Consider the following 20,254-nt stretch of genomic DNA (forward strand, 5'->3'; position numbering starts at 1 on the left):
GAGCATTAGACATAGGGACAGCCGCCATGTCGGGCCGGGCTGTCCAACGCTAACGCTCACAAGGATTGCCCCATGTCGCATCATCCCTGCCGTCGCCGCGCGACGCCCGCCACGCTGTCGCCTGCGCGCCGCTGGCTTTGCCATATTGCGTTTGGCCTGCCGGCCGGTGCGCTGGTGTCCACGTTGGCGCCGGTTCAGCCCGCCTACGCGCAAGCGGTGGACGCCCGGCAGCAGTACGGCATCGCGGCGGGTTCGGTGCAGCAGGTGCTGCTGGAGTTCGGGCGCCGATCTGGTGTGATGGTAGGCGCCGAACCTACGCTGATCGCCAACGTGCAAAGCCCCGGGTTGCGCGGCGCGTACGGCGTGCGTGATGGGTTGGCGGCCCTGCTTGCCGGGACGGGCCTGGAAGCGGTGGCGGAAGAAAGCGGTGCTTATCGCCTGCGTCGCGCGCCGGCCGCGCCGGGCACCGCATTGTTGGAGCCCGTGCGCGTGGTGGGCCAGACCGAAAACGCCTGGGGTCCTGTACCCGGCGTGGCGGCCAAGCGCAGCGCCACCGGCACCAAGACGGACGCGTCCATTCTGGAAATTCCGCAGACGGTCAACGTGGTGACCGCGGCTGAGATTTCAACGCGCGGCGCCACCACCGTGGCTCAGGCGCTGCGCTATACGCCGGGCGTCAACGTCAACGGCTATACCGATTCGAACATGATCGCCGACGAGGTCGATTCGCGCGGCTTCGCCCCGGCGCCCTTGTACCTGGACGGCACCTATCTGCCGTACGCCGGCAGCCTGGGCGGCGCGTTGCAGATCGACCCGTATCTGCTGGAACGGGTTGAAGTGCTGAAGGGGCCGGCATCGGTGCTGTACGGGCAGAACCAGCCGGGCGGGCTGATCAATCTGGTGTCTAAGCGGCCGTCGGACGAACGCCTGCGCGAAGTGCGTTTTGGCGTGGGCAGCTATGGCCGCGTGGAAAGCGCGCTGGACCTGACGGGCCCCGCCAATGAAGATGGCTCGGTGCTTTACCGCGTGACCGGGGTGGCCAACGGCGGCAACGAGCAGATCGACTACAAGGAAAGCCGCCGCCTGCTGATTGCGCCCAGCCTGACGTGGCGGCCCAGCGCGGCAACGTCGCTGACCTTGTATACGCAGTTGCAGCGGGATGGCGGCGTGCCCGACTACCAGCCGCTGCCTGCCATCGGCACCGTATTCGACGGCCCCGATGGCAAACGCATCAACCGCGACATCTTCACCGGCCAGCCCGGTTTCAACGATTTCTATCGTCGCCAATTCGTGGTGGGCACGGACTTGTCGCACAAGTTCTCGGAGCAAGCCACGTTGCGCCAGACGATTCGCTTCGTGGATGTGCGCGACAACTATCGCGGCTTCTACCTGAACCGCTTCGTGCAGGACGCCGACGGCAATACCGACTACAGCCAGGCAAGCCGCACCAAGCTGGACTGGGGCCAGCACAACAATGTGCTCAGCATCGACAACAACGTTGAACTGAAAGGCCGCACCGGTGCGCTGGACCACACCGTGCTGGTTGGCCTGGACTACCGGAACTTCTCGCGCAAGTATTCGGGCTACAACAACTACGCCGCCACCCCGCTGAACCTGTACGACCCCGACTACAACGTCGCGCAGCCGGATACCGAACTGACCACGAAATGGGACAACAGCGTCAGCCAGGTCGGGCTGTATCTGCAAGACCAGGTCAAGCTGGACAAATTTGTGCTGACGCTGGGCGGGCGCTACGACTGGGCGAAGATCGACAACAAAGACCTGCTGGCCAATACGCGCACGCGCCGCAATGACAGCGCCTTCAGCGGGCGCGTGGGCTTGGCGTACGTGGCCGAAAACGGACTGGCGCCGTACATCAGCTATTCCGAATCGTTCCTGCCCGTGATCGGCACCAATTACGAAGGCGAGTCCTTCAAGCCCACCACCGGAAAACAGGTGGAAGTGGGTATCAAGTACCAGCCCGTTGGCAGCGACACGCTGATCACGCTGTCAGCGTTTGAGATCCGTCAGAAGAACATGTCGTCTGAAGACTTCGACCACCCGGGCTACGAAGTTCAGAACGGCGGCGTGCGTTCCAAAGGCGTAGAACTGGAGATCAAGTCGCAGCCGATGGATCGGCTGGACGTGATTGCCGGGCTGACGTATCTGAACCCGCGTTCCACGCCGGGCTCGTACGACGAAGGCAAGCGCCTGGCCGCGCTGCCGACCTGGGCAGCCAGCCTCTGGACCAACTACCGCTTTGCAGGCGACGTGCTGGGCGGCATGGAACTGGGCGGGGGCGTGCGCTGGACCGGCACGGCCTATGGCGATTCGGCCAACACGTTCCGCACGCCGGCCTTCGCGGTCGTCGACGCGTCGCTGCGCTACGACCTGGCGCACGTGTCGCCCGCCTTGCGCGGCCTGGTCGCCAGCCTGACCGTGCAAAACTTGTTCGACAAGACCTACGTGTCCAGCTGCAACTATTCCTTTGGTTGCTACTACGGCAAGGCCCGCAGCATGATGGCGGGCGTTACGTACCGCTGGTAAGCCCTTCGGCCGCCAGCGCCGCCTGCACGCTGGCCCGTTCGCCTACGCGGGACATATACCCCGCCAGAGCGGGCCAGCGTGTCAGGGAAATATCGAAGAACGCCGCCCAGCGCAACACCGTGTATAGATAGGCGTCGGCCACGCCGAAGCGGCTGCCGGCCAGATACGGTTGGGCGTCCAGCGCGCCGGCAAGATAGTCCAGGCGCTTTTCCAGCCGCGCCTGCCACCATTCGCGCGCGGCTTGCGGCAGGGCGCGGTTGAACAGCGGGCCGAAGCCGCCATGGATTTCGGTGCTGATGAAGTTCAGCCATTCTTGCAGGCGGCTGCGTTCCCAGCTGCCGTTGGGCGGGGCCAGTCCGGCTTCCGGTTTCAAGTCCGCCAGGTATTGCACGATGGCCGGCCCTTCGGTCAGCACTTGCCCGTCGTCGCGTTGCAGCGCGGCCACGTAACCCTTGGGATTGATCGCCAGAAAATCACCGCCGTCGGCGGTGCGCTTGGTCTGGTTGTTCACACGCACCAGCGTAAAAGGCAAGCCCAGCTCGCGCAGCACGATGTGCGGCGACAGCGAGCAGGTGTCGGGGGCGTAATACAGCTTCATCGGTCAGTCCTGAATTCAACAAAGCACTTATCTTGAAGCGCCGCAAGGCATGCGTAAAATTACTTCTTCAGAAAATAACCATAAGCAGAGCTAATGCCATGATGAACCTGATGCACTGGCGGCTGGTGCTGGCGGTGGCGGACGCCGGCAACATCACGCACGCCGCAGCGCAGGTGGGCATGACGCAGTCGGGCGCCAGCCAGGCCATCGCCCAGCTGGAAGACATGCTGGGCGCGCCGCTTTTCACGCGCGAACGGCGCCAGACGGTACCCACCGCGCTGGGGCTGCGCGTGGTGGACGAAGCGCGCGCCATGCTAGGAGCGCTTGAGCGCATTCAGGCGCTGACGCAAGCCGCGCGTGGGGCTTCGCGCGGCACCTTGCGGCTGGCCAGTTTCCCGATGGTGTTCTCGACCATTTTGCCGCCCGTGCTGCGGCGGTTTCGGCAATTGCATCCGGCGATTGATGTGGTGTCGCTGGAAGCCAGCGATGACGAAGTCGAAACCTTGCTGGCGGCAGGCACGGTGGATGTGGGCGTGGTGTTGAACGCCGCGCCGGGCCGGCACGTGTGTCCGCTGGGTGAAGACGAATGGATGGCGGTGCTGCCTGCCGCGCATCCCCTGGCGCGTGCGGGCAACGCCATCGACTTTGCGGATCTGGCCGCACAGCCCTTCGTGCTGGCAACGGGCGGTTGCAGCGTGCACGCGCAAAGCCTGGCGCAAGACGCGGGCATCACCATCCCGGACGTGCGCGCCACGGTGCGCGATTGGGCAAGCGCGTTCGCCCTGGTCCGCGAAGGGCTTGGAGTGACGCTGGTTCCTGCGTTGACCTTGCCCGAGAACCGCAGGGGCTTGCGCGTGTTGCGGCTAGCGGCGCCGCAGTACCGGTCGTTTGGCTTGGCGGCCTCCCAGCACGCGGCAGAGAGCGCGCCGGTTCAGGCCTTGTTCGAGATGTTGCAGCCGCGGCCGGTTTCAGGCGTAGCCAGCCGCAGCAGCCATCCCAGTCGCGCCGGCTGAGTCAGCCGCCCCAGTCTGGCCGGCTGACTCAGCCCCCTTCTGCTTCTCCCGCCGCAAACCGCAGCAGATAGCCGTCGGGGTCTTGCACCAGGAATTCCCTGCATACCGACCAGCCGGCGCCGACCCGGTAGCGCTTTTCCTCAATGGGACGAAAGAGCGGCCAATTCGCTTCGGCCAGCGCATTGGCGATGGGCTCGATGCTGGGCACCGTCATCTGAAAATTGATGCCGCGTCCGAAGGGGCGTTCGAGCGGCCCCGTGTCCCATTCATGGTTGATCTGGCACAGCATGATCTGTAGCGGCCCGCGCTCCAGATACGCAAAGCCGGCTTCGGGCCGCGCATAGGCCACGTCAAAGCCCAGCAGTTGGCACCAGAAGGCCAGGCTGGCGTCCAGGTTGGACACATCCAGTTCCGGCACCATCGCCGCAAAGCCGCCGGTGGGCAGCCGTCCTTCAGAAGTTGCGTTGTTTCGTTCTTGTTGGTCCATGTCTCTTTTGGTGGTTGTCATGCGTGCTGGAATTGCGACATGCTTACGGCTTGCCGTAATGGCCTGCCGTCACCGCATGCTGTTACGGCTCGCCGTCACGGCACGCCGACGATTATCCTGGTAAATGCGCGAACCGCGTTTTTGACCGCGAGATCAATCGCTACGGCACACAACAGTCCAAAGGACGGAAATGGAAGAGACAACGCACGACGCGGCCATGAACTGGCCGCAGCTGGTGGATGACCTGAACAAGCTGCTGCGCCTGAAGACCACCGTCATCGGCATGAAGCTGTTCGAAGACGAAGCGGACATGGCGGGCGTTAAAGGGTTGCGCCGGCCGCAAGCCACGCACACCACGGACCAGATCGTGGGCATGGCGGCGCGCCTGGGCTGGACGGTGGGGATCACCGGCGACGATCTCGTCGGCGCGCAGTGCCGCGCGGTGATCGGCCTGGGGCCGCAAGACGAAGCCTGGAAAAGCGGCAAGGACTACGTGGGCGTCTGGCACGCCACCGAAGCCGATGCGCGCGCACGCCAATCGGCCTTGTCCTGTGTGCCGGCGGGCAAGTATCGCGGGCTGGTGGTGTCGCCCTTGGCATCGGGCCGGCTTGATCCGCCCGATATCTGCCTGGTGTATGCCACGCCAGGGCAGATGATCATTCTTATCAATGGCTTGCAGTGGAAGAACTACCGCCGGTTTGACTGGAGCGTGGTGGGCGAGACCGCCTGTGCGGACTCCTGGGGCCGGGCGCTGGCCACGGGCGAACCCAGCCTGTCCTTGCCCTGTTTTGCCGAGCGCCGATACGGCGGCGTGCCCGACGAAGAAATGCTGATGGCCTTGCCACCGCGTTATCTGCCGATTGCCATTGAGGGCATGAAGGCGCTGGCGGCCAACGGCTTGCGCTACCCGATTGCGCCCTATGGCATCCAGAACGATGTGCGCGCCGGCATGGGCGTGAGCTATGCGAAGAGGGCGCAATGATCGCGAGCGACACGCGCTGGGCCGCGGTGCTGGCGGTGGTAGGGGCGGGCGTGGTGGCGTCGTTGCAAGTGGGCAAGGTGATCATTGCCGCGCCGCTGCTGCGCACGGACATGGGCCTGGACCTGGCGTCGATTGGCACGCTGACGGCGGTGTTTTCAATTCTGGGCGTGGTGGGCGGCATCGCCGCAGGCGGCGTCATCGCGCGTTTCGGCGCGCGGCGCATGTTGCTGTTGGGCCTGTTGGCGACGGCGCTGGGCACCGTCATCGGTGCGATGGCGCCCGGCTACGGCGTGCTGTTGGCGTCGCGCGTAATTGAAGGGCTGGGGTTCCTGATGATCACCGTCGCCGGGCCCGCCGCGTTGCAACGCATGGTGTCGGCCTCGGGCCGCGACTTCGCGTTTGCGCTCTGGAGCTGCTACATGCCGGCGGGCATGGCCATTGCGATGCTGGCGTCGCAAGCCTTTGACCAGTGGCAGGCGTACTGGTGGTGCGCGGGTGTTGCGGTGGCGGTGGCGTTCGTGAGCGTGGTTGCGCTGGCGCCCGCGTCGCCGCCCGGGCCACCGCTGTCGTGGCGCGGCATGCGGCAAGACACCACCGACACGCTCAGCGCCGCAGGCCCGGTGCTGCTGGCCTTGTCGTTCACGCTCTACAGCTTGATGTTCTTCGCGCTGTTCACGTTCCTGCCCGTGTTGCTGATGGAACAATTGGGCTTGACGCTGGCCCAGGCGGGGCTCTACAGCGCCATTGCCAGCGCGGCGAATCTGATCGGCAACCTGGGCGCGGGCGTGCTGCTTGCGCGCGGCTGGCGGCGGTCGACCTTGATAGCTTGCGCCAGTGCGGCGATGGCCGTGGTGGCGTTGCTGATCTTCCGCTCGGTGCTTCCCGCCATGCCAACCTTTCTGCTCTGCGTGCTGTTCTCGGCCGTAGGCGGACTGATTCCCGCCACCTTGCTAGGCACCGCGCCGCTGGTGGCGCCGCGTGCGGGGCTGACGGCGGCGTCGGTGGGCCTGGTCATGCAGGGCAGCAACTTGGGCCAGGTCATTGGCCCGGTCACCGTCGGGGGGGTGATCGACCGTTACGGCTGGGGCGCGGCATCCTACGTGGTGGTGGCGGCGGGCGTGGCGGGGGTGCTTATTGCAGGCGGCTTGCGGCGGGTGCGGGCGGCCAGACTCTAGCGGCATTGCGCAGCCTCAATGCGCCATCGACGCCCGCGTGCGCAACGTCATGATCGAGGCCTATCATGAAGGCCGACCTTGTTGGAGCCGATATGCAACCGTCTACCACCCGCCTTGTCATCTTCGATTGCGATGGCGTTCTGATCGATAGCGAAATCATCGCCGCGCGTGCGCAATCGCGCGCGTTGGCCGAACATGGCATCACGATCACGCCCGAAGAAGCCGCTCACCGTTTCGCCGGCATACCCGATGCCGACATGTGGCAAACCCTGCAATCCGAAAACGCTTGCACCTTGCCCGACAGCTTCGCGCGGCAGTATGCCGACCGCCTGGCGCACACGTTCCGCGAAGAACTGCGGGCCTTGCCGCATGTGCACGAAACCGTGGCGGCGCTGCGCGCGCGTGGGATGGATATCTGCGTGGCCAGCAGCAGCACGCCGCCCAAACTGGAAGCCGCGCTGAAGCTGGTGGGCCTGTGGGACGACTTCGCGCCCAACGTGTTCAGCACGGCGCAAGTGGCCAAGGGCAAGCCCGCACCCGACGTCTTCCTGTTTGCCGCGCGCCAGATGCGCGCGGCGATTCTGGATTGCGTGGTGGTGGAAGACAGCGTGCCGGGCGTGCGGGCTGCCCGCGCCGCGCGCATGCGGGCGGTGGGCTATGTGGGCGCGTCACACAATGGGCCGAACCAGCGCCAGCGCTTGCTGGACGAAGGCGCGTTCGACGTCATCGACGACTTGAGCCGCTTGCCGGACTTGCTGTAGCGGGTACTGTTACGGGTATCGGCTTGACGCGCACGGCGCGCAGCACGCCCACGACCAGGCAGGCGATGCCAATCAGCGTCAGCGGTTCAGGCGCCGTGCCGCGCAAGATGAAGGCATAGGCCAGCGCGGCCAGGGTTTCAAACACGATGAGCTGGCCGGCCAAGGCGGTGGGCAGGCGCTGGCTGGCTTCATTCCAGCACAAGGTGCCCAGCCACGAGGCGAACAAGCCGATGATGATCATCAGGCCCAGGAACACGTCGGGGCGCGGGCCTAACGGCATGTCGAACGCGCTGCCCGTGGCGGCCATTCCGCCCCAGAGGATGGCGTAGCCCGCCAAGGCCAGCGGCAGCGTGGCCACGCCCTGCGCGGTGGCCCAGGTGCTGGGGCTGCGGTCGGGGTGCGCGCGCAACCAGTCGGCATTGCGCAGCGGATACCAGGTCCAGCAGGCGACGGCGGCCAGCGCCAGCAAGGCGCCGACCGCGTAGCGCGACATGTCGGCATCGGCGTCCTGGCGCAGCGCTTGCAGCTCTACCTGGTTGACGCAGCCGATGCCCAACGCAATCAACGCAAGCGATGGCGCCAGACGCATCCAGGGCAGTTTGCCGTCGCGGCGCGCATTGCGCAGGTTGGCGCAAATGGCGATCACCACCGGCAAGGTGCCGATGATCATGGTGGGGACGGGGCCGCCTGCGCGCTGGATGGCGCTGGCCAGGCACAGGTAATACAGCAGGTTGCCGATGGCGGCCAGCTTCAGCGCTTCGATCCAGTCGGCGCGGCGCAATTGCCGCAAGCGGTTGCGATCCAGCCATGCAAGCGGCAGCGCGATCAGCCCGAACGCCAGGTAGCGCGCCACGGATTGCAGCGCCGCCGGGTATTCCGGCAGCAGCAACGGCCCCACGAACACCAGCCCCCACATCAAGCCCGCGGCCAGCGCATAAAGGGTTCCTGCCCACATACCTTGCTCCTGCAAATCAATGCGGGCAGTCTAGCCAGCGCGGGCAGGGCGGGTCTTGTACCAGATTGCGGTGGCGACGCTGGCGCGCTTCGGGCGCGAACCTATTTCAGGCGTGAAACTGCTTCAGGCCCGAACTTGCTTCAGACGAGAACCGGCTTCAAGCGCGAACCTGCTTCTGGTAACGGGCGGGCGTGACGCCGTAGCGGCGCGAAAAGGCGCGCGTCAGATGCGCTTGGTCAGTCAAGCCTGCCGCCAGCGCCACTTGCGCCGGTTCGATGCCGGCGGCCAGCAGGCGCTTGGCCTCGAACAGGCGCAGCGCCATCAGCATCTGCTGCGGCGTGGCGTGATAGTGCGCCTGAAAGCGCCGCAGGAAATGAAACGGACTCAAGCCCGCCACCGCCGCCAGCTCGTCCAGCGTAAGGCGGCGCGACAGATTGGCGCGCAGGAACTCGATGACGGGCGCAAAACGCGGCGCGCCTTCGGGCGGCGCATGGCGCGGCACCTGCGCGTGTCGGCGGAACTCGTTCAGCAGTGCGTAGAGCGCGCTGTCGAAGGCCAGCGGTTCATGCGCGTGCCATAAGGTGTCGAGCAGGGCGGTGACACGTTGCGCGCTGGCGGCGTCATGGCCCACGGCGGTATCGAACCACCAGCCGTCTTCGCCCGTCACGCGCGCCACGACGCCGGGGTCGATGTAAACCATGCGATAGCGCCAGCCGCCTTCCGTTTCGGCGCGGCCGGTATGCAGCTCGTCGGGGTTCATCAGCACGACCGAGCCGGACGGGGCCAGATGGTCCGCGCCGCGGTAGCGGAACCGTTCGACGCCGGATTCGATTGCGCCCAAGCCATAGGCTTCATGCGTGTGGGGCTCGAACGCGTGCCGGATGATGTGGGCGCGGTAAAGCTCCACGCCGGGCTGATGCGCTGTGCGGCGGAACTCGGCGCGGTCGTTGGGGTGGTCGAACGCCGCCGGCACGCCCGTCAAAGCGGGCGCGCCGGGGCCCGACGGGGCGGCATGCACGGAACACATGCCTGGGATTAAATCACGGCAGTTGGCCGCAGCCCCTGGCTCGCCCGTGCAATGAATGTCCCCAGTTTCTGGATGCTCATGGGGCGGCCAAACAACCAGCCCTGCGCATATTGCACGCCACGCTCGCGCAGGATTTCGCGCTGCGCTTCGGTTTCCACGCCTTCGGCAATCATCTGCAAGCCCAGCGAGCGCGCCAGTTCAATGATGTGAAACGTCACCAGGCTGGTCGGCGCGTCGGTGCCTAGGGTGTCGACGAACATCTTGTCGATTTTCAGGAAGTCCAGCTCGTAGGTGGCCAGGTAAGACAGGCTGGAATGGCCCGTGCCAAAGTCGTCGATCGCCACGCGAAAGCCGCCCGCCCGCACGGCGAGCAACACGCCACGCGCCTTGTCGGGCGACATCAATCCGCGCTCGGTGATTTCGAACATCAGGCTGGCGGGGCCCATGCCGGCGCTGGCCGCCAGTTCCTTCATGCGCGTGTCCATGCCTTCCGAATGCAAATCGTCGGGCGACAGGTTGATGGCGATATTCAGCTGCGGGTCAGCGCGCAGCAATTCGGCGGCGTCGCGCACCACGATTTCCATGACGCGGGTGGTGATGCGCTGGATCATGCCGTTGGCTTCGGCCAGCGGAATGAACACGTTGGGGCTGACCAGCGCGCCGTCTTCATTGCGCCACCGGGCCAGCGCTTCGGCGCCCACGCATCGGCCGTCTTGCAGGTCGATGATGGGTTGGTATTCCACGAAGAATTCGTCGCGGTCGATGGCGGCTTCCAGCTCGCCGCTCAGCGACAGGCGGCGGCGCGCGACGAACACCACGACGCCCGTCAGCAAGATCCCCAAGATCAGGCCGACGGGCCCGAGTATGTAGGCGAACCGCTGCACCTGCGCCTGCACCAGCGCTGAGGGCATGGCGGCCAACGCCGCGCTGTCGCCCGTGTCGGACGGCTGAATCACCACAAAGTAGCCAGCGTCTTCGAACTGGATGGGCTGGCCTTGATAGCGGTCGATCCATTCGTCCTGGATCGTGCCGCGGCGGCCCAGAATCAAGCGCTGTCCGGTGGAAAAGAAGGCCAGCGATACGGGCGATTCGCGGTTCAGCAGGTCGATCGCCAAATCGGGATACACCAGCGCGGCGTAGCCGTCGCGGCCCAGCACGCTGAAAGTCTGCCCGGGCAGGTTGGGCAATTCGATCGCGCTCCAAAAGCGCAAGCCGTATTGGCGGTTGCCATGCGGTGCGCCCAGATTCAGCGGGACGCCTTGCCAGCCCAGCGTGGTACAGACCAGCGCGTCTTGCTCCAGCCGCGCCATGCCCGCCACGTGGCTGAACGCCGCCGACAACATGCCCATGCGCGTCAGTTGTTCGGGCGAGCAGGGCGGTTCGGCGGGGTTGTTGTTCAGGGCGTCGATGGCGTCGCTGATTTGCAGGCGCGCATTGTCGGCCCGGTGCAGCACGTCTTCCGCCAGATCGTGCAATGCGGTCAGCGCGTCGTCACGGCCCTGGGTCTGCGCCAGATAGAGCGACAGCGAAAAAGGCACGATCAAGGCCAGGACGCCAACCGTTGATGCCAGCAACACCATGCCTGTCTTGTTCATGCGACGCTCCGCAACCCGCTTTTCACGATTCGGATCAGGCTACTCCCGGCCTGTCCGCGCGTTGCGTGCATTGACAATATTTGACAGTCGCGCGGTCTACGCCGGCATTTCCTTGGCGCGCGCCAGCAACAGCGCTTGTTCACGGGCGTTGCGTGTCATGCCGGCCGCGCGTTCAAATTCTGCGCGTGCTTCGGCGTGGCGGCCCAGCTTGGCGAGCAGGTCGCCGCGCACGCTGGGCAGCCAGTGGTAGTTGGCTAGGGCGGGGTTGGAGGACAGCTCATCGGCCAGATCCAGACCCGCTTGCGGGCCAAAGGCCATGCCCACGGCAACGGCGCGGTTCAGCGCCACCACCGGCGACGGCATCACCTGTGCCAACGCGTCGTACAGCGCGACGATGCGCGGCCAGTCGGTGTCTTCTGGCTTGCGGGCGCGCGCATGGCAAGCGGCCAATTCCGCTTGCAGCGCATACGGGCCGCGTGCGCCGCCCTGCGCGTCCGAGCGCGCCAGCGCGGCCAGCCCACGCCGGATCAGCAGCGGGTCCCAGCGGCTGCGGTCCTGTTCCATCAACAGGACGGGGCGGCCTTGCGCATCGGTCCGGGCGTGCAGGCGTGACGCCTGCAATTCCATTAGCGCGACCAGGCCGTGCACTTCCGCTTCGTCGGGCGTCAGCTCGGCCAGGATGCGGCCCAGCCGCAGCGCTTCATCGCACAGCGCCGGGCGCATCCAGTCGTCGCCCGAGGTCGCTGAATAACCTTCGTTGAAGATCAAATAGATGACTTCCAGCACCGACGCCAGCCGGGGCGCGCGGTCTTGTGCATGCGGCACTTCAAACGGCACGTTGGCCGCCGTCAGGCTGCGTTTGGCCCGCACGATGCGCTGGGCGATGGTGGATTCGGACGCCAGAAACGCGCGCGCGATCTCGGCGGTAGACAGCCCGCCCAGCAGGCGCAGCGTCAACGCCACCCGGGCGTCGGTGGACAGCACGGGGTGGCAGGCGGTGAAGACCAGGCGCAAAAGGTCGTCGCCAATGTCGTCCTGGCGCGCGGCGTCCAGGGCGTCGACAAAGTCGGGCTCCACATCCGCATGCAAGGCTTCCAGCTCGTGGCCGATCTGCTCGTGCTTGCGGGTGTGCAGCGCGTCCAGACGCAAGCGGTCGCGGGCGCGGTTCTTTGCGGTGGTCATCAGCCACGCTCCGGGGTTGTCCGGCACGCCGGTATCGGGCCAGCGTTCCAGGGCGGCCACCAGCGCATCCTGCGCCAGTTCTTCGGCCAGCCCGACGTCGCGCACCAGCCGCGCGACGCCGGCGATGACGCTGGCGGCCTCGATCCGCCAGACGGCTTCAATGGCGCGATGCGTGGCCGCTTGCGTCATGCTGCGGGGACCTCGCCGGGCACCATGTAGACCAGTTCCCAGATGTGGCCGTCCAGGTCTTCGAAGCCGTGGCCATACATGAAGCCGTGGTCTTGCGGCTCGCGCGGCACCGAGGCGCCGGCGGCCCGCGCGCGGGCGACTAGGTCATCAACTTCGGCGCGGCTTTCGCACGACAGGCAGATCAGCACTTCGGTGGCTTGCTTGGGGTCCACCAGCGGCTTGTCGGTAAAGCCCTTGAAGAAATCGCGGGTCAGGAGCATCGCGTAGATGTCGTCGCTGATCACCATGCAGGCGCCCTGGTCATTGGTGAACTGCGGGTTGAACGTGAAGCCCAGCTGCTTGAAGAAGGCTTGCGATTTCTGCATGTCGCCGATGGCGATGTTGACGAAGATTTTCTTGTGCATGATGGGGTCTCCAGAGGATCAGTGGCTGACGCCGGTGATGTCGCGAAATCGTTCGACTTCCTGGCTGGGGTCGAATTCGTCCAGCTCAAAAAGCTGGCGCACCTCGATCTCGCAGCGCTGGCCGGGAAAGGGCGAGGGAAAGCGCATGGCCCATTGCATCGCTTCCTCGCGCGAGCGCACCTGAATCAAGGTGTAGCCGGCGATCAGTTCCTTGGTTTCAGCGAAGGGGCCGTCGATGACGGTGCGCTTGCCGTCCGGCTGGCCGTCGTATTGCACGCGCCAGCCTTTGCTAGTGGGGTGCAGGCCGTTGGCATCGAGGAGTGCGCCCGCTTTGGCCAGGGCCTCGTGGTAGGTCAGCATCGAGGCAAGCAGGCTTTCGTCCGGCATCTTGCCGGCTTCGCTATCGGGCGTGGCCCGCACGATGATCATGAATCGCATCTGAGTCTCTCCTTGGGGTAGGACATCGCCACCTGGGTTCCGGAGGGAATTTCGGGGGCTTGCAGGGGGACGACGAATGGGGGTGACTCAGATCGACAGGAATGTCGCGAAGCTAGGGTAAATACTAGGATGGGTGTCAATGGCCCCAGGGGTTGATGACCGATACGCCCGCAGCTTCGAACGGCGCAACGTCCCGGGTGGCTACGCTCATGCTATGCGCGGCAGCCGTCGCCGCAATGTATCCATCTGGGCCCGAAATCGCCTGGCCAGCGGCTCGGGCTCGCGCCATCAGCGCAGCGTATTCCAGACTCGCCGCGATATCGAACGCCAATACCCGCCCGGCAAATAGCGCCAGGACGCGTTGCTCCAGATCGCTGTACAACGTGTCGCGTCGTTTACCCGCCGGCATGCAGGCAACACCAAACCGCAATTCGGCAACAGTGACGGCGGAAAGAAACAGCGTCTCCAACGGCTGCTGGTCGATCCATTCAATGACCGCGTCGGCAGGCGCCTGGCGCAGTGGCTCCGATATGACGTTCGTATCTAGCAAGATCATTCAAACCTCGGTGGCGCGGCGGGTGTTTTGTCGCGTTGATCGAACAGGGCAGCTTCCTGTTCGGTGAGTTTGGCATGGCGACCAATCTGCGCAAGCAATGAACCGAGCTTGACGCGTCCTTCAGGCTTGACGGCCTCTTCGAGGATGGCGCGCACTTCGGCCTCGGTGCTGCGGCCATGTTGGGCGGCGCGCACGCGCAGTGCGCGGTGCACTTCTTCGGAGATATTTCTAACGGTCAACATAGGCATGATGCGAAGACTCCTGATGCATTCATTGAATGCATTCTAGGAATATGCAGTCATTTGTGCAAATGGCTGTGGCTACGTCTCGTGACGAAGCCCCGTTCCTACATAAAGCACGGCCCCAGTTCCCGGACTTCCACCGTTGCCCATTGCGCCGCCGGGCACTCGGCGGCCAGCGCCAGGGCTTCTTCGCGGGTGTCACAGGTCAGTAGGAAAAAACCGCCGATCATTTCCTTGGCTTCGGCGTATGGGCCGTCCATCAGCGAGCGTTCGCCGTCGCGAATTTGCAGGCGGACGCTTTCGGATTCGGATTTCAGGGACTCGGCGCTGACGAGCAGGCCGCGGCCTTTGAGTTCTTCGGCGTAGCGCACCATTTGCGCATAGGCCTCGCGGCCTTCTTCGGGGGTGCGCTGGGCGCGCTGGCCTACCGGTTCAACGATCAGCAACATATAGGACATGGCGTTTCCTGTTCTGGCCTGAGGGTGGAATGGCCGAAGCTTAACGCTGTTGTCCGGCCACGCGCCAGCTTGGAAGGGAGACTTTTGTCACCCTTCCTGGAAGATCGTCATGGTGGCGCGCGAGGCCGCGCGCCGGCCTGTTGCGGGGGGGCCTTAGGTGCGAGCCGGGGCCGGCTGCGTGGCGGGCGCGGGCGCGGCAGCGGCGGATTCGGGCGCGGTGGCCGCGGGCGCTTGCGCCGCCGGTGCTGCTGCCGAAGCCGCCGATGCCGAAGCAGCTGGTGCCGAAGCAGCCGGTGCCGAAGCAGCCGATGCCGAACCGGCTGTTGCCGATGCAGCCGAAGACGAACCGGCTGTTGCCGGTGCCGCCGAGGATGACGCCGATGCCGGTGCTTTCGCTTCCTTCGCCGGCGCCTGCTTCGGCGCAATATCCATGATCAGTTCGACGCGGCGGTTGGCGGCGCGGCCGGCCGGCGTGTCATTGGATTCAATGGGGCGCGTTTCTGCATAGCCTACTGCCCGCAGGCGCTGGCCGGCGACGCCGTCTCGCACCAGCTCGCGCAGCACGCTGGTGGCGCGGCTGCTGGACAGTTCCCAGTTCGAAGCGAACTGGCGCGTCTGGATCGGCACCGGGTCGCTGTGGCCTTCGACCGACACCTGGTGTTCGTTCTTGTTCAGAATCGTCGCCAGGCGTTTGATCACGTCCAGGCCGGCCGGGCTGAGCGTGGCCTGGCCCGACGGGAACAGCAGTTCGTTGCTGATGCGGAAGCTGACGGACTGCTCGTTGATGATCACGTCCACCGACTTGCCCAGGTCGCCCAGCCCCAAGGATTCCTTGGACGGCGCCATCAGCGGCGGGGCGGCATCGGCCACCTTCATGCTGTCGTCGTCGGCGGGGGCGGCGGACGTGGCCGTGGCCGCAGGGGCAGCGGGCAGTTCGGCCCAACTGGCGGGAATGGCGGGCGTGTCGAATTCAGAATATTCGCCGTCGTACTTGGGCAGGCCGGCCTTGGCCAGCGTCCCGACAAGCTCCATCGGTTCGTCCGACGGGCCGGAAGCCTGGCCATGCAGGCGCGACACGGCCAGCATCACCACCAGCATGGCCAGCAGCAGCGTGATCAGGTCCAGATAGCTGAGCAGCCAATTTTCGGAATCCTGTTCGACCGTTTCTTCAACGTGCCAGCGGGAATAGCGGTCTTTGCGGTCACTTTTGCTGGGGCGCCAGCCGCTGTTGTTGGCGGCCGTTTTCTGCGCGCGCAACTGGGCCTGGCGGGCCTGCTCGATCCGCTGCGCCAGGGAAGGAGAAATCAGGCTCATTGACGCGCGGGGGCCGGGCGGTTGATGGAGACGGGCTGGGCGGCGGGTTTGACCTGGCCTTCCGTCTTGGGTTTGGCCTGGGGCGCGGCGCCAGCGCCACCGTCGTAGATTTCGTCTTCAACGTGCAGCACGAAGGAATTCAGCGTCTCGCGCACCACAGCCGGGCCGCGCTTCTCGCACATCATCGAGATGCCTTGCAGCACCATGTTCATGGATTCCACACGGCGCGCGGTGCGGCGTTCAAGCTTCAGCGCAATCGGTTTGCAGATCAGGTTGGCCAGCAAGATGCCGTAGAACGTCGTCATCAGGCCCACGGCCAGATGCTGGCCGATCATCGTCATGCTGCCGTCACCCAGCACGGCCATCAGGTTGATCAGCGCAACCAGCGTGCCCAGCATCCCGAAGGCCGGGGCAAAGGTCGCCATTACGCGGAACATCTGCGCTTCGGCCTGTTCGCGGGCACGCAGGCGCGCCACGCGCCATTGCAGCACTTCAATGATCTGGTCTTCCGGGGTGTTGTCGATGATCAGCTGCACGCCCGTGCGCAGGAACGGGTTCGACACTTTCTTCAGGGCTTGCTCGACCTTGTGGACGTCGGTGTTCATCCACAGCTGCGCCATCGACACGAGTTCTTCGATGTCGCGCTGCTGGTCGTGCTGGTCGTTGCGGAACACCGTGCGCACAAGCGAGAACACGCGCAGCACTTCATGCAGCGGGTAGGCGATGAACAAGGCTGCGCACGTGCCGCCCAAGACGATGGCCAGGCCTGGCAAGTTGAAGTACATGCTGGCGTCGGTGGCGGACAGCGCCACGACGATAAGCAGAGTAAGCAGGCCAACAACGGCGCCGATGACGGAAGACGGATTCATGGATCTTGCCCGAAGGGAAAAGCACCCCTACGCGCGGAATGCCGGAATGTCGGGAATTCTAGCCAGGAGTCATTCGGGTCAATTCGCCGGAAAGCGGGCCTAAAGGGCCGGTAAGCGCCGGCTTAGGCTGCCTGTCAGGGGGCGGCGGGCAGGCAAGAAAAAAGGGGCGGATCAAGGTGGCCAACCGCGCCGAACCGGCCGCGCCTGCCGTCATTGCGCGGCTTGCAGCGCCCGCCGCGCTTGCCATTCCTCACGCGTAATTTCCCAGATCTCGGCGGGGTAGCGCCCGCTGACAAACCCGCGTTCTTCAACCGCCACGACGCGCATGCCGCCGCGTTCGGAAATCTTGCGCGACCCCGTATTGACGATGGCCTTGGGCGCGCGCAGCAGCGGCTTGCCCAACACGTCGAACCAATAGGCCGTGACGGCCTCGCTGGCTTCGGTCATATAGCCTTGCCCGCGAAAACCGGGGTCCAGCCAGAAGCCGCGATTGTTATTGGCGTCGTTGTCCATCAGGCTGACCACGCCAATCATGCGGCCCGGGTCGGCGTGGGTGCGCAGCGTCCAATGCCACTCTTCGCCCCGCTGGATGGCGGGCAGCGCCACGTGCTCAAGATAGTCGCGCGCACCGTTCTCCGGGTAGGGCCAAGGCACCTGATCCGCCAGGAACTGCACCACTTCCCATTGCGGAAAGATGCGCTGGATGGCCTCGGCGTCCTGCATGCACAGGGGCTGAAGCGTCAGTCTGGGGGTCACCAGGGCGGGGTAGGCAGGAGCGTCAGGCACGGCGGGCGATCGGGCAAAATGATGAGCTGAAGGCGGATATGTATATCATGAGCGCTATCTGGCGGCCCGGTGTAATGTGGCCGCCTCGGCTTTGGAGAAGAATATGAATACCCCCAACGAAAACGTCAGCATGGCGCTTTTCTGCGACTTCGAGAACGTGGCGCTGGGTGTGCGCGACACCAAGTATCAGAAATTCGACATTCGTCCCGTGCTGGAACGCCTGCTGCTCAAGGGCAGCATCGTCGTCAAAAAAGCCTATTGCGACTGGGAACGCTACAAGGAATTCAAGGCCCCCATGCACGAGGCCAATTTCGAGCTGATCGAAATTCCGCACGTGCGCCAATCGGGCAAGAATTCGGCCGACATCCGGCTGGTGGTGGACGCGCTGGACTTCTGCTACACCAAGTCGCACGTCAACACGTTCGTGATCATCAGCGGTGATTCTGATTTTTCCCCGCTGGTATCCAAGCTGCGCGAGAACAACAAGAAGGTGATCGGCGTGGGCGTGAAGCAATCCACGTCGGACCTGCTGATCGCCAACTGCGACGAATTCATCTTCTATGACGACCTGGCGCGCGAAGTGCAGCGCACCGCCGACGGCCGTCGCGATAACCGCGGTGCGGCCACTGGCGGCCAGCGCCGCACGCCCGACGAAGAAATTCGCCGCAAGGAAGAGCTGGACGCCCGTAAGACGCAGGCCGTGGAGATGGTTGTCGAGACCTTCGAGGCGCTGATGGCCGAACGCGGCGACAGCGGCAAGATCTGGGCATCCGCGTTGAAGGACGCGCTCAAGCGCCGCAAACCGGATTTCAACGAGTCGTACTACGGCTTCCGGGCTTTTGGCAACTTGCTGGACGAAGCAAAAAAGCGCGGCTTCCTGGAAGTCGGCCGCGAAGAGAATGCCGGCACGTATGTGTTTCGCGATAGCGCGGATGGCGCGGATGCGGGCGACGTTGCCGACACCGCACCGGTTACGGCTCGCGCCGATCGCGGTGATCGCACGGATCGCGGTGATCGTACAGAGCGTGGCGAACGCGGCGACCGTGCCGAGCGCACCGAACGTGCAGACCGTGGCGATCGCGCAGAGCGCAACGAACGGACCGACCGCGCAGACCGTGGCGGCCGCAACAATAGCTCGCGTGCCGCGCAAGGCCATCACGCCACCACCGCTCCCACCACCGCTTCCACGTCCGCCGCCGCGCCGGCCGATACCGGCGCCACGCAAACCGACGCCGTTCAGGAAGACACCGATTCCCGGCCCTCCCGCAGATCGCGTGGCGGCCGCAAGTCGGGCCGAGGCGCCAGCCAGCACAGTGATCAACACGCAAACGTAGCGTCCATGAACACGCCGGCCGCAGCCGCCCCGGCTGACGCGGTGTCCGATGTGCAGGCCGCAGCGCCCGAGGCCGCGGCGAACGTGGCGCAAGCCCCCGCCGCCGCGTCGCCTGCGGCACAGGCCGAGGCATCTGCCCAAGCCAGCAAGCAAGCGGAAGCCGATCGCGCAACCGCGCAGGAGCTCGCCAAGGAAGCCGCCAAGCTCGAGGCCATGCGCGCCGATGCGCTGGCGCGTGCGCAGGAAACCAAGCCGGTTCAACCCTCGCGCCTGCCGCCCATGCCGACCCCGTTGCCGCAGGCGCGCCAGCCGCTGCCTGCTGTGAACATCGCGGAATGGACTTTTGTGGAAACGCCGCCCGAGGCGCGCCGCGAATCGGTCAAGACGCCGGTCAAGGTGTCGGACCCGTTTGAAGGCGGCGCCGCGCGCATCGCCGCCGAGGCTGCCGCCCGCGCAGCGTCCGAGCAGGAAGCTAAGAAGGCGCAAGAAAAGGCCCCGGCGAAAACGGCAACGCAGACGACCACGCAGACGACCACTGCGGCGCCCGCTAAGAAGGCAACCAAGACTGCAACCAAGACTGCAACTAAGACTGCAACGAAGACGGCGACTAAGACTGCAACCAAGACGGCCACAAAGACCGCCACCAGCACGGGCGCCAAGACCGCAGCGGCAAAGACGGCAGCGAAGACGGGAAATCAACCCCCCGCAGACGCGGCCACTGCCGATGCCGGCGCAGCCCCCGCCAAAACGGCCAGCCGTACCCGTCGCCCGCGCAAGTCGGATGAATCGGCTTCCTGATCTTTCAGGGCGTCATTTTTCCGCGCAGGCTACGCCATGCAATACGTGTTGATCAGTTCCTGCCTGTTGGGCAACCCCGTGCGCTACGACGGGCGCGGGGTGCCTCACGATGACGCCGTCCTCGTGCGCTGGCGCGCCGAAGGCCGGGTCGTCTCCGTCTGTCCGGAAGTGGCGGGCGGGATGCCCATTCCGCGTCCGCCCGCTGAAATCGCACCCGGTAAACGCGCCGCCGACGTGCTGGATAACGGCGCGCGCGTGGTCGCGGTAACGGGCGACGACGTCACCGTGCCGTTCGTGCAAGGCGGCCAGGCGGCGCTGGCGCTTGCCGAACAGCGCGGCATTCGCATCGCAGTGTTAAAGGAAGGCAGCCCATCCTGCGGCAGCGGCTATGTCTACGACGGCCATTTCGCAGGCAAGCGCCAACCGGGCGTGGGCGTGACGGCGGAATTGCTGACGCGCGCCGGTGTGCAGGTCTTCAGCGAAAAGCAATGGGCCGACGCCGAAGCCTGTTTGTTACGGCTGGAGGCCGAAGATGGCGCGTAGGG

Annotated in this window: 21 protein-coding genes; 7 read left to right on the top strand and 14 right to left on the bottom strand. The window is 65.4% G+C overall.

Annotation, left to right across the window (positions count from 1 at the left end; genetic code table 11):
• Positions 1 to 72: 72 nt before the first annotated feature.
• Positions 73 to 2,547 carry a TonB-dependent siderophore receptor gene (locus tag AC1DSJ_RS02610; RefSeq protein ID WP_441370950.1) on the top strand — a complete coding sequence of 825 codons (2,475 nt, stop codon included), beginning with the start codon at positions 73 to 75 and terminating at the stop codon, positions 2,545 to 2,547.
• Here the strand turns inward: AC1DSJ_RS02610 and gstA are convergent.
• Positions 2,531 to 3,145, bottom strand: a complete 615-nt coding sequence (gstA, locus tag AC1DSJ_RS02615; protein ID WP_054421510.1) for a glutathione transferase GstA — start codon at positions 3,143 to 3,145, stop codon at positions 2,531 to 2,533. The genes AC1DSJ_RS02610 and gstA overlap by 17 nt on opposite strands.
• Before the next feature lie 98 nt (positions 3,146 to 3,243).
• Here gstA and AC1DSJ_RS02620 point away from each other — a divergent pair, with 98 nt between their 5' ends.
• Positions 3,244 to 4,158, top strand: coding sequence for a LysR family transcriptional regulator (locus tag AC1DSJ_RS02620; protein WP_441370951.1), 915 nt, complete (start codon positions 3,244 to 3,246; stop codon positions 4,156 to 4,158).
• Positions 4,159 to 4,186: 28 nt separating this feature from the next.
• Here AC1DSJ_RS02620 and AC1DSJ_RS02625 read toward each other — a convergent pair whose 3' ends face one another.
• Entirely contained in the window at positions 4,187 to 4,645 is a 459-nt protein-coding gene (locus AC1DSJ_RS02625; protein WP_441370952.1) for a bleomycin resistance protein, read from the bottom strand.
• Positions 4,646 to 4,835: 190 nt separating this feature from the next.
• Between AC1DSJ_RS02625 and AC1DSJ_RS02630 the strand changes: the two genes are divergently transcribed.
• The 3 genes from AC1DSJ_RS02630 (at position 4,836) to AC1DSJ_RS02640 (ending at position 7,563) form a co-directional block, all read left to right on the top strand.
• Complete coding sequence (locus tag AC1DSJ_RS02630; RefSeq protein ID WP_441370953.1) at positions 4,836 to 5,627, top strand: DUF169 domain-containing protein; 792 nt, start codon at positions 4,836 to 4,838, stop codon at positions 5,625 to 5,627.
• Complete coding sequence (locus AC1DSJ_RS02635) at positions 5,624 to 6,802, top strand: MFS transporter (protein WP_054421516.1); 1,179 nt, start codon at positions 5,624 to 5,626, stop codon at positions 6,800 to 6,802. Before AC1DSJ_RS02630 ends, AC1DSJ_RS02635 begins: the two co-directional genes overlap by 4 nt.
• A gap of 92 nt (positions 6,803 to 6,894) precedes the next feature.
• Positions 6,895 to 7,563 carry an HAD family hydrolase gene (locus AC1DSJ_RS02640; protein WP_342066033.1) on the top strand — a complete coding sequence of 223 codons (669 nt, stop codon included), beginning with the start codon at positions 6,895 to 6,897 and terminating at the stop codon, positions 7,561 to 7,563.
• Here the strand turns inward: AC1DSJ_RS02640 and AC1DSJ_RS02645 are convergent.
• The 12 genes from AC1DSJ_RS02645 to AC1DSJ_RS02700 all read right to left on the bottom strand — a co-directional run bounded on the left by AC1DSJ_RS02645 (position 7,526) and on the right by AC1DSJ_RS02700 (position 17,578).
• Positions 7,526 to 8,518 carry a DMT family transporter gene (locus tag AC1DSJ_RS02645; RefSeq protein ID WP_441370954.1) on the bottom strand — a complete coding sequence of 331 codons (993 nt, stop codon included), beginning with the start codon at positions 8,516 to 8,518 and terminating at the stop codon, positions 7,526 to 7,528. The two genes, AC1DSJ_RS02640 and AC1DSJ_RS02645, sit on opposite strands and share 38 nt — an antisense overlap.
• A gap of 157 nt (positions 8,519 to 8,675) precedes the next feature.
• Entirely contained in the window at positions 8,676 to 9,500 is an 825-nt protein-coding gene (locus tag AC1DSJ_RS02650) for an AraC family transcriptional regulator (RefSeq protein ID WP_428980456.1), read from the bottom strand.
• Positions 9,501 to 9,553: 53 nt separating this feature from the next.
• A complete protein-coding gene (locus AC1DSJ_RS02655) occupies positions 9,554 to 11,140 on the bottom strand; it encodes an EAL domain-containing protein (RefSeq protein ID WP_441370955.1) in 1,587 nt (528 codons plus the stop codon).
• Between the two features lie 96 nt (positions 11,141 to 11,236).
• Positions 11,237 to 12,511 (bottom strand): RNA polymerase sigma factor, encoded by a 1,275-nt coding sequence (locus AC1DSJ_RS02660; protein WP_175169104.1) that lies wholly within the window; start codon positions 12,509 to 12,511, stop codon positions 11,237 to 11,239.
• Positions 12,508 to 12,915 (bottom strand): VOC family protein, encoded by a 408-nt coding sequence (locus tag AC1DSJ_RS02665; protein WP_054421526.1) that lies wholly within the window; start codon positions 12,913 to 12,915, stop codon positions 12,508 to 12,510. Before AC1DSJ_RS02665 ends, AC1DSJ_RS02660 begins: the two co-directional genes overlap by 4 nt.
• An 18-nt stretch (positions 12,916 to 12,933) precedes the next feature.
• Positions 12,934 to 13,353 (bottom strand): YciI family protein, encoded by a 420-nt coding sequence (locus AC1DSJ_RS02670; protein ID WP_441370956.1) that lies wholly within the window; start codon positions 13,351 to 13,353, stop codon positions 12,934 to 12,936.
• A 136-nt stretch (positions 13,354 to 13,489) separates the two neighbouring features.
• Complete coding sequence (locus tag AC1DSJ_RS02675) at positions 13,490 to 13,909, bottom strand: type II toxin-antitoxin system VapC family toxin (protein ID WP_441370957.1); 420 nt, start codon at positions 13,907 to 13,909, stop codon at positions 13,490 to 13,492.
• On the bottom strand, positions 13,906 to 14,157 hold the full coding sequence (locus AC1DSJ_RS02680) for a FitA-like ribbon-helix-helix domain-containing protein (protein WP_441370958.1): 252 nt from the start codon (positions 14,155 to 14,157) through the stop codon (positions 13,906 to 13,908). Before AC1DSJ_RS02680 ends, AC1DSJ_RS02675 begins: the two co-directional genes overlap by 4 nt.
• A gap of 98 nt (positions 14,158 to 14,255) precedes the next feature.
• Positions 14,256 to 14,609, bottom strand: coding sequence for a YciI family protein (locus tag AC1DSJ_RS02685; protein WP_054421532.1), 354 nt, complete (start codon positions 14,607 to 14,609; stop codon positions 14,256 to 14,258).
• Between the two features lie 153 nt (positions 14,610 to 14,762).
• On the bottom strand, positions 14,763 to 15,923 hold the full coding sequence (locus AC1DSJ_RS02690) for an OmpA/MotB family protein (RefSeq protein WP_441370959.1): 1,161 nt from the start codon (positions 15,921 to 15,923) through the stop codon (positions 14,763 to 14,765).
• Positions 15,920 to 16,792, bottom strand: a complete 873-nt coding sequence (locus tag AC1DSJ_RS02695; RefSeq protein ID WP_054421534.1) for a motility protein A — start codon at positions 16,790 to 16,792, stop codon at positions 15,920 to 15,922. Before AC1DSJ_RS02695 ends, AC1DSJ_RS02690 begins: the two co-directional genes overlap by 4 nt.
• Before the next feature lie 210 nt (positions 16,793 to 17,002).
• Positions 17,003 to 17,578, bottom strand: a complete 576-nt coding sequence (locus AC1DSJ_RS02700; RefSeq protein WP_441370960.1) for a GNAT family N-acetyltransferase — start codon at positions 17,576 to 17,578, stop codon at positions 17,003 to 17,005.
• 103 nt (positions 17,579 to 17,681) lie between these two features.
• Between AC1DSJ_RS02700 and AC1DSJ_RS02705 the strand changes: the two genes are divergently transcribed.
• Complete coding sequence (locus tag AC1DSJ_RS02705; protein ID WP_441370961.1) at positions 17,682 to 19,709, top strand: NYN domain-containing protein; 2,028 nt, start codon at positions 17,682 to 17,684, stop codon at positions 19,707 to 19,709.
• A 36-nt stretch (positions 19,710 to 19,745) separates the two neighbouring features.
• A complete protein-coding gene (locus tag AC1DSJ_RS02710; protein WP_441370962.1) occupies positions 19,746 to 20,252 on the top strand; it encodes a 2-thiouracil desulfurase family protein in 507 nt (168 codons plus the stop codon).
• Positions 20,253 to 20,254: the final 2 nt, after the last annotated feature.

The sequence above is a fragment of the Achromobacter sp. 01N37 genome (assembly GCF_056399725.1).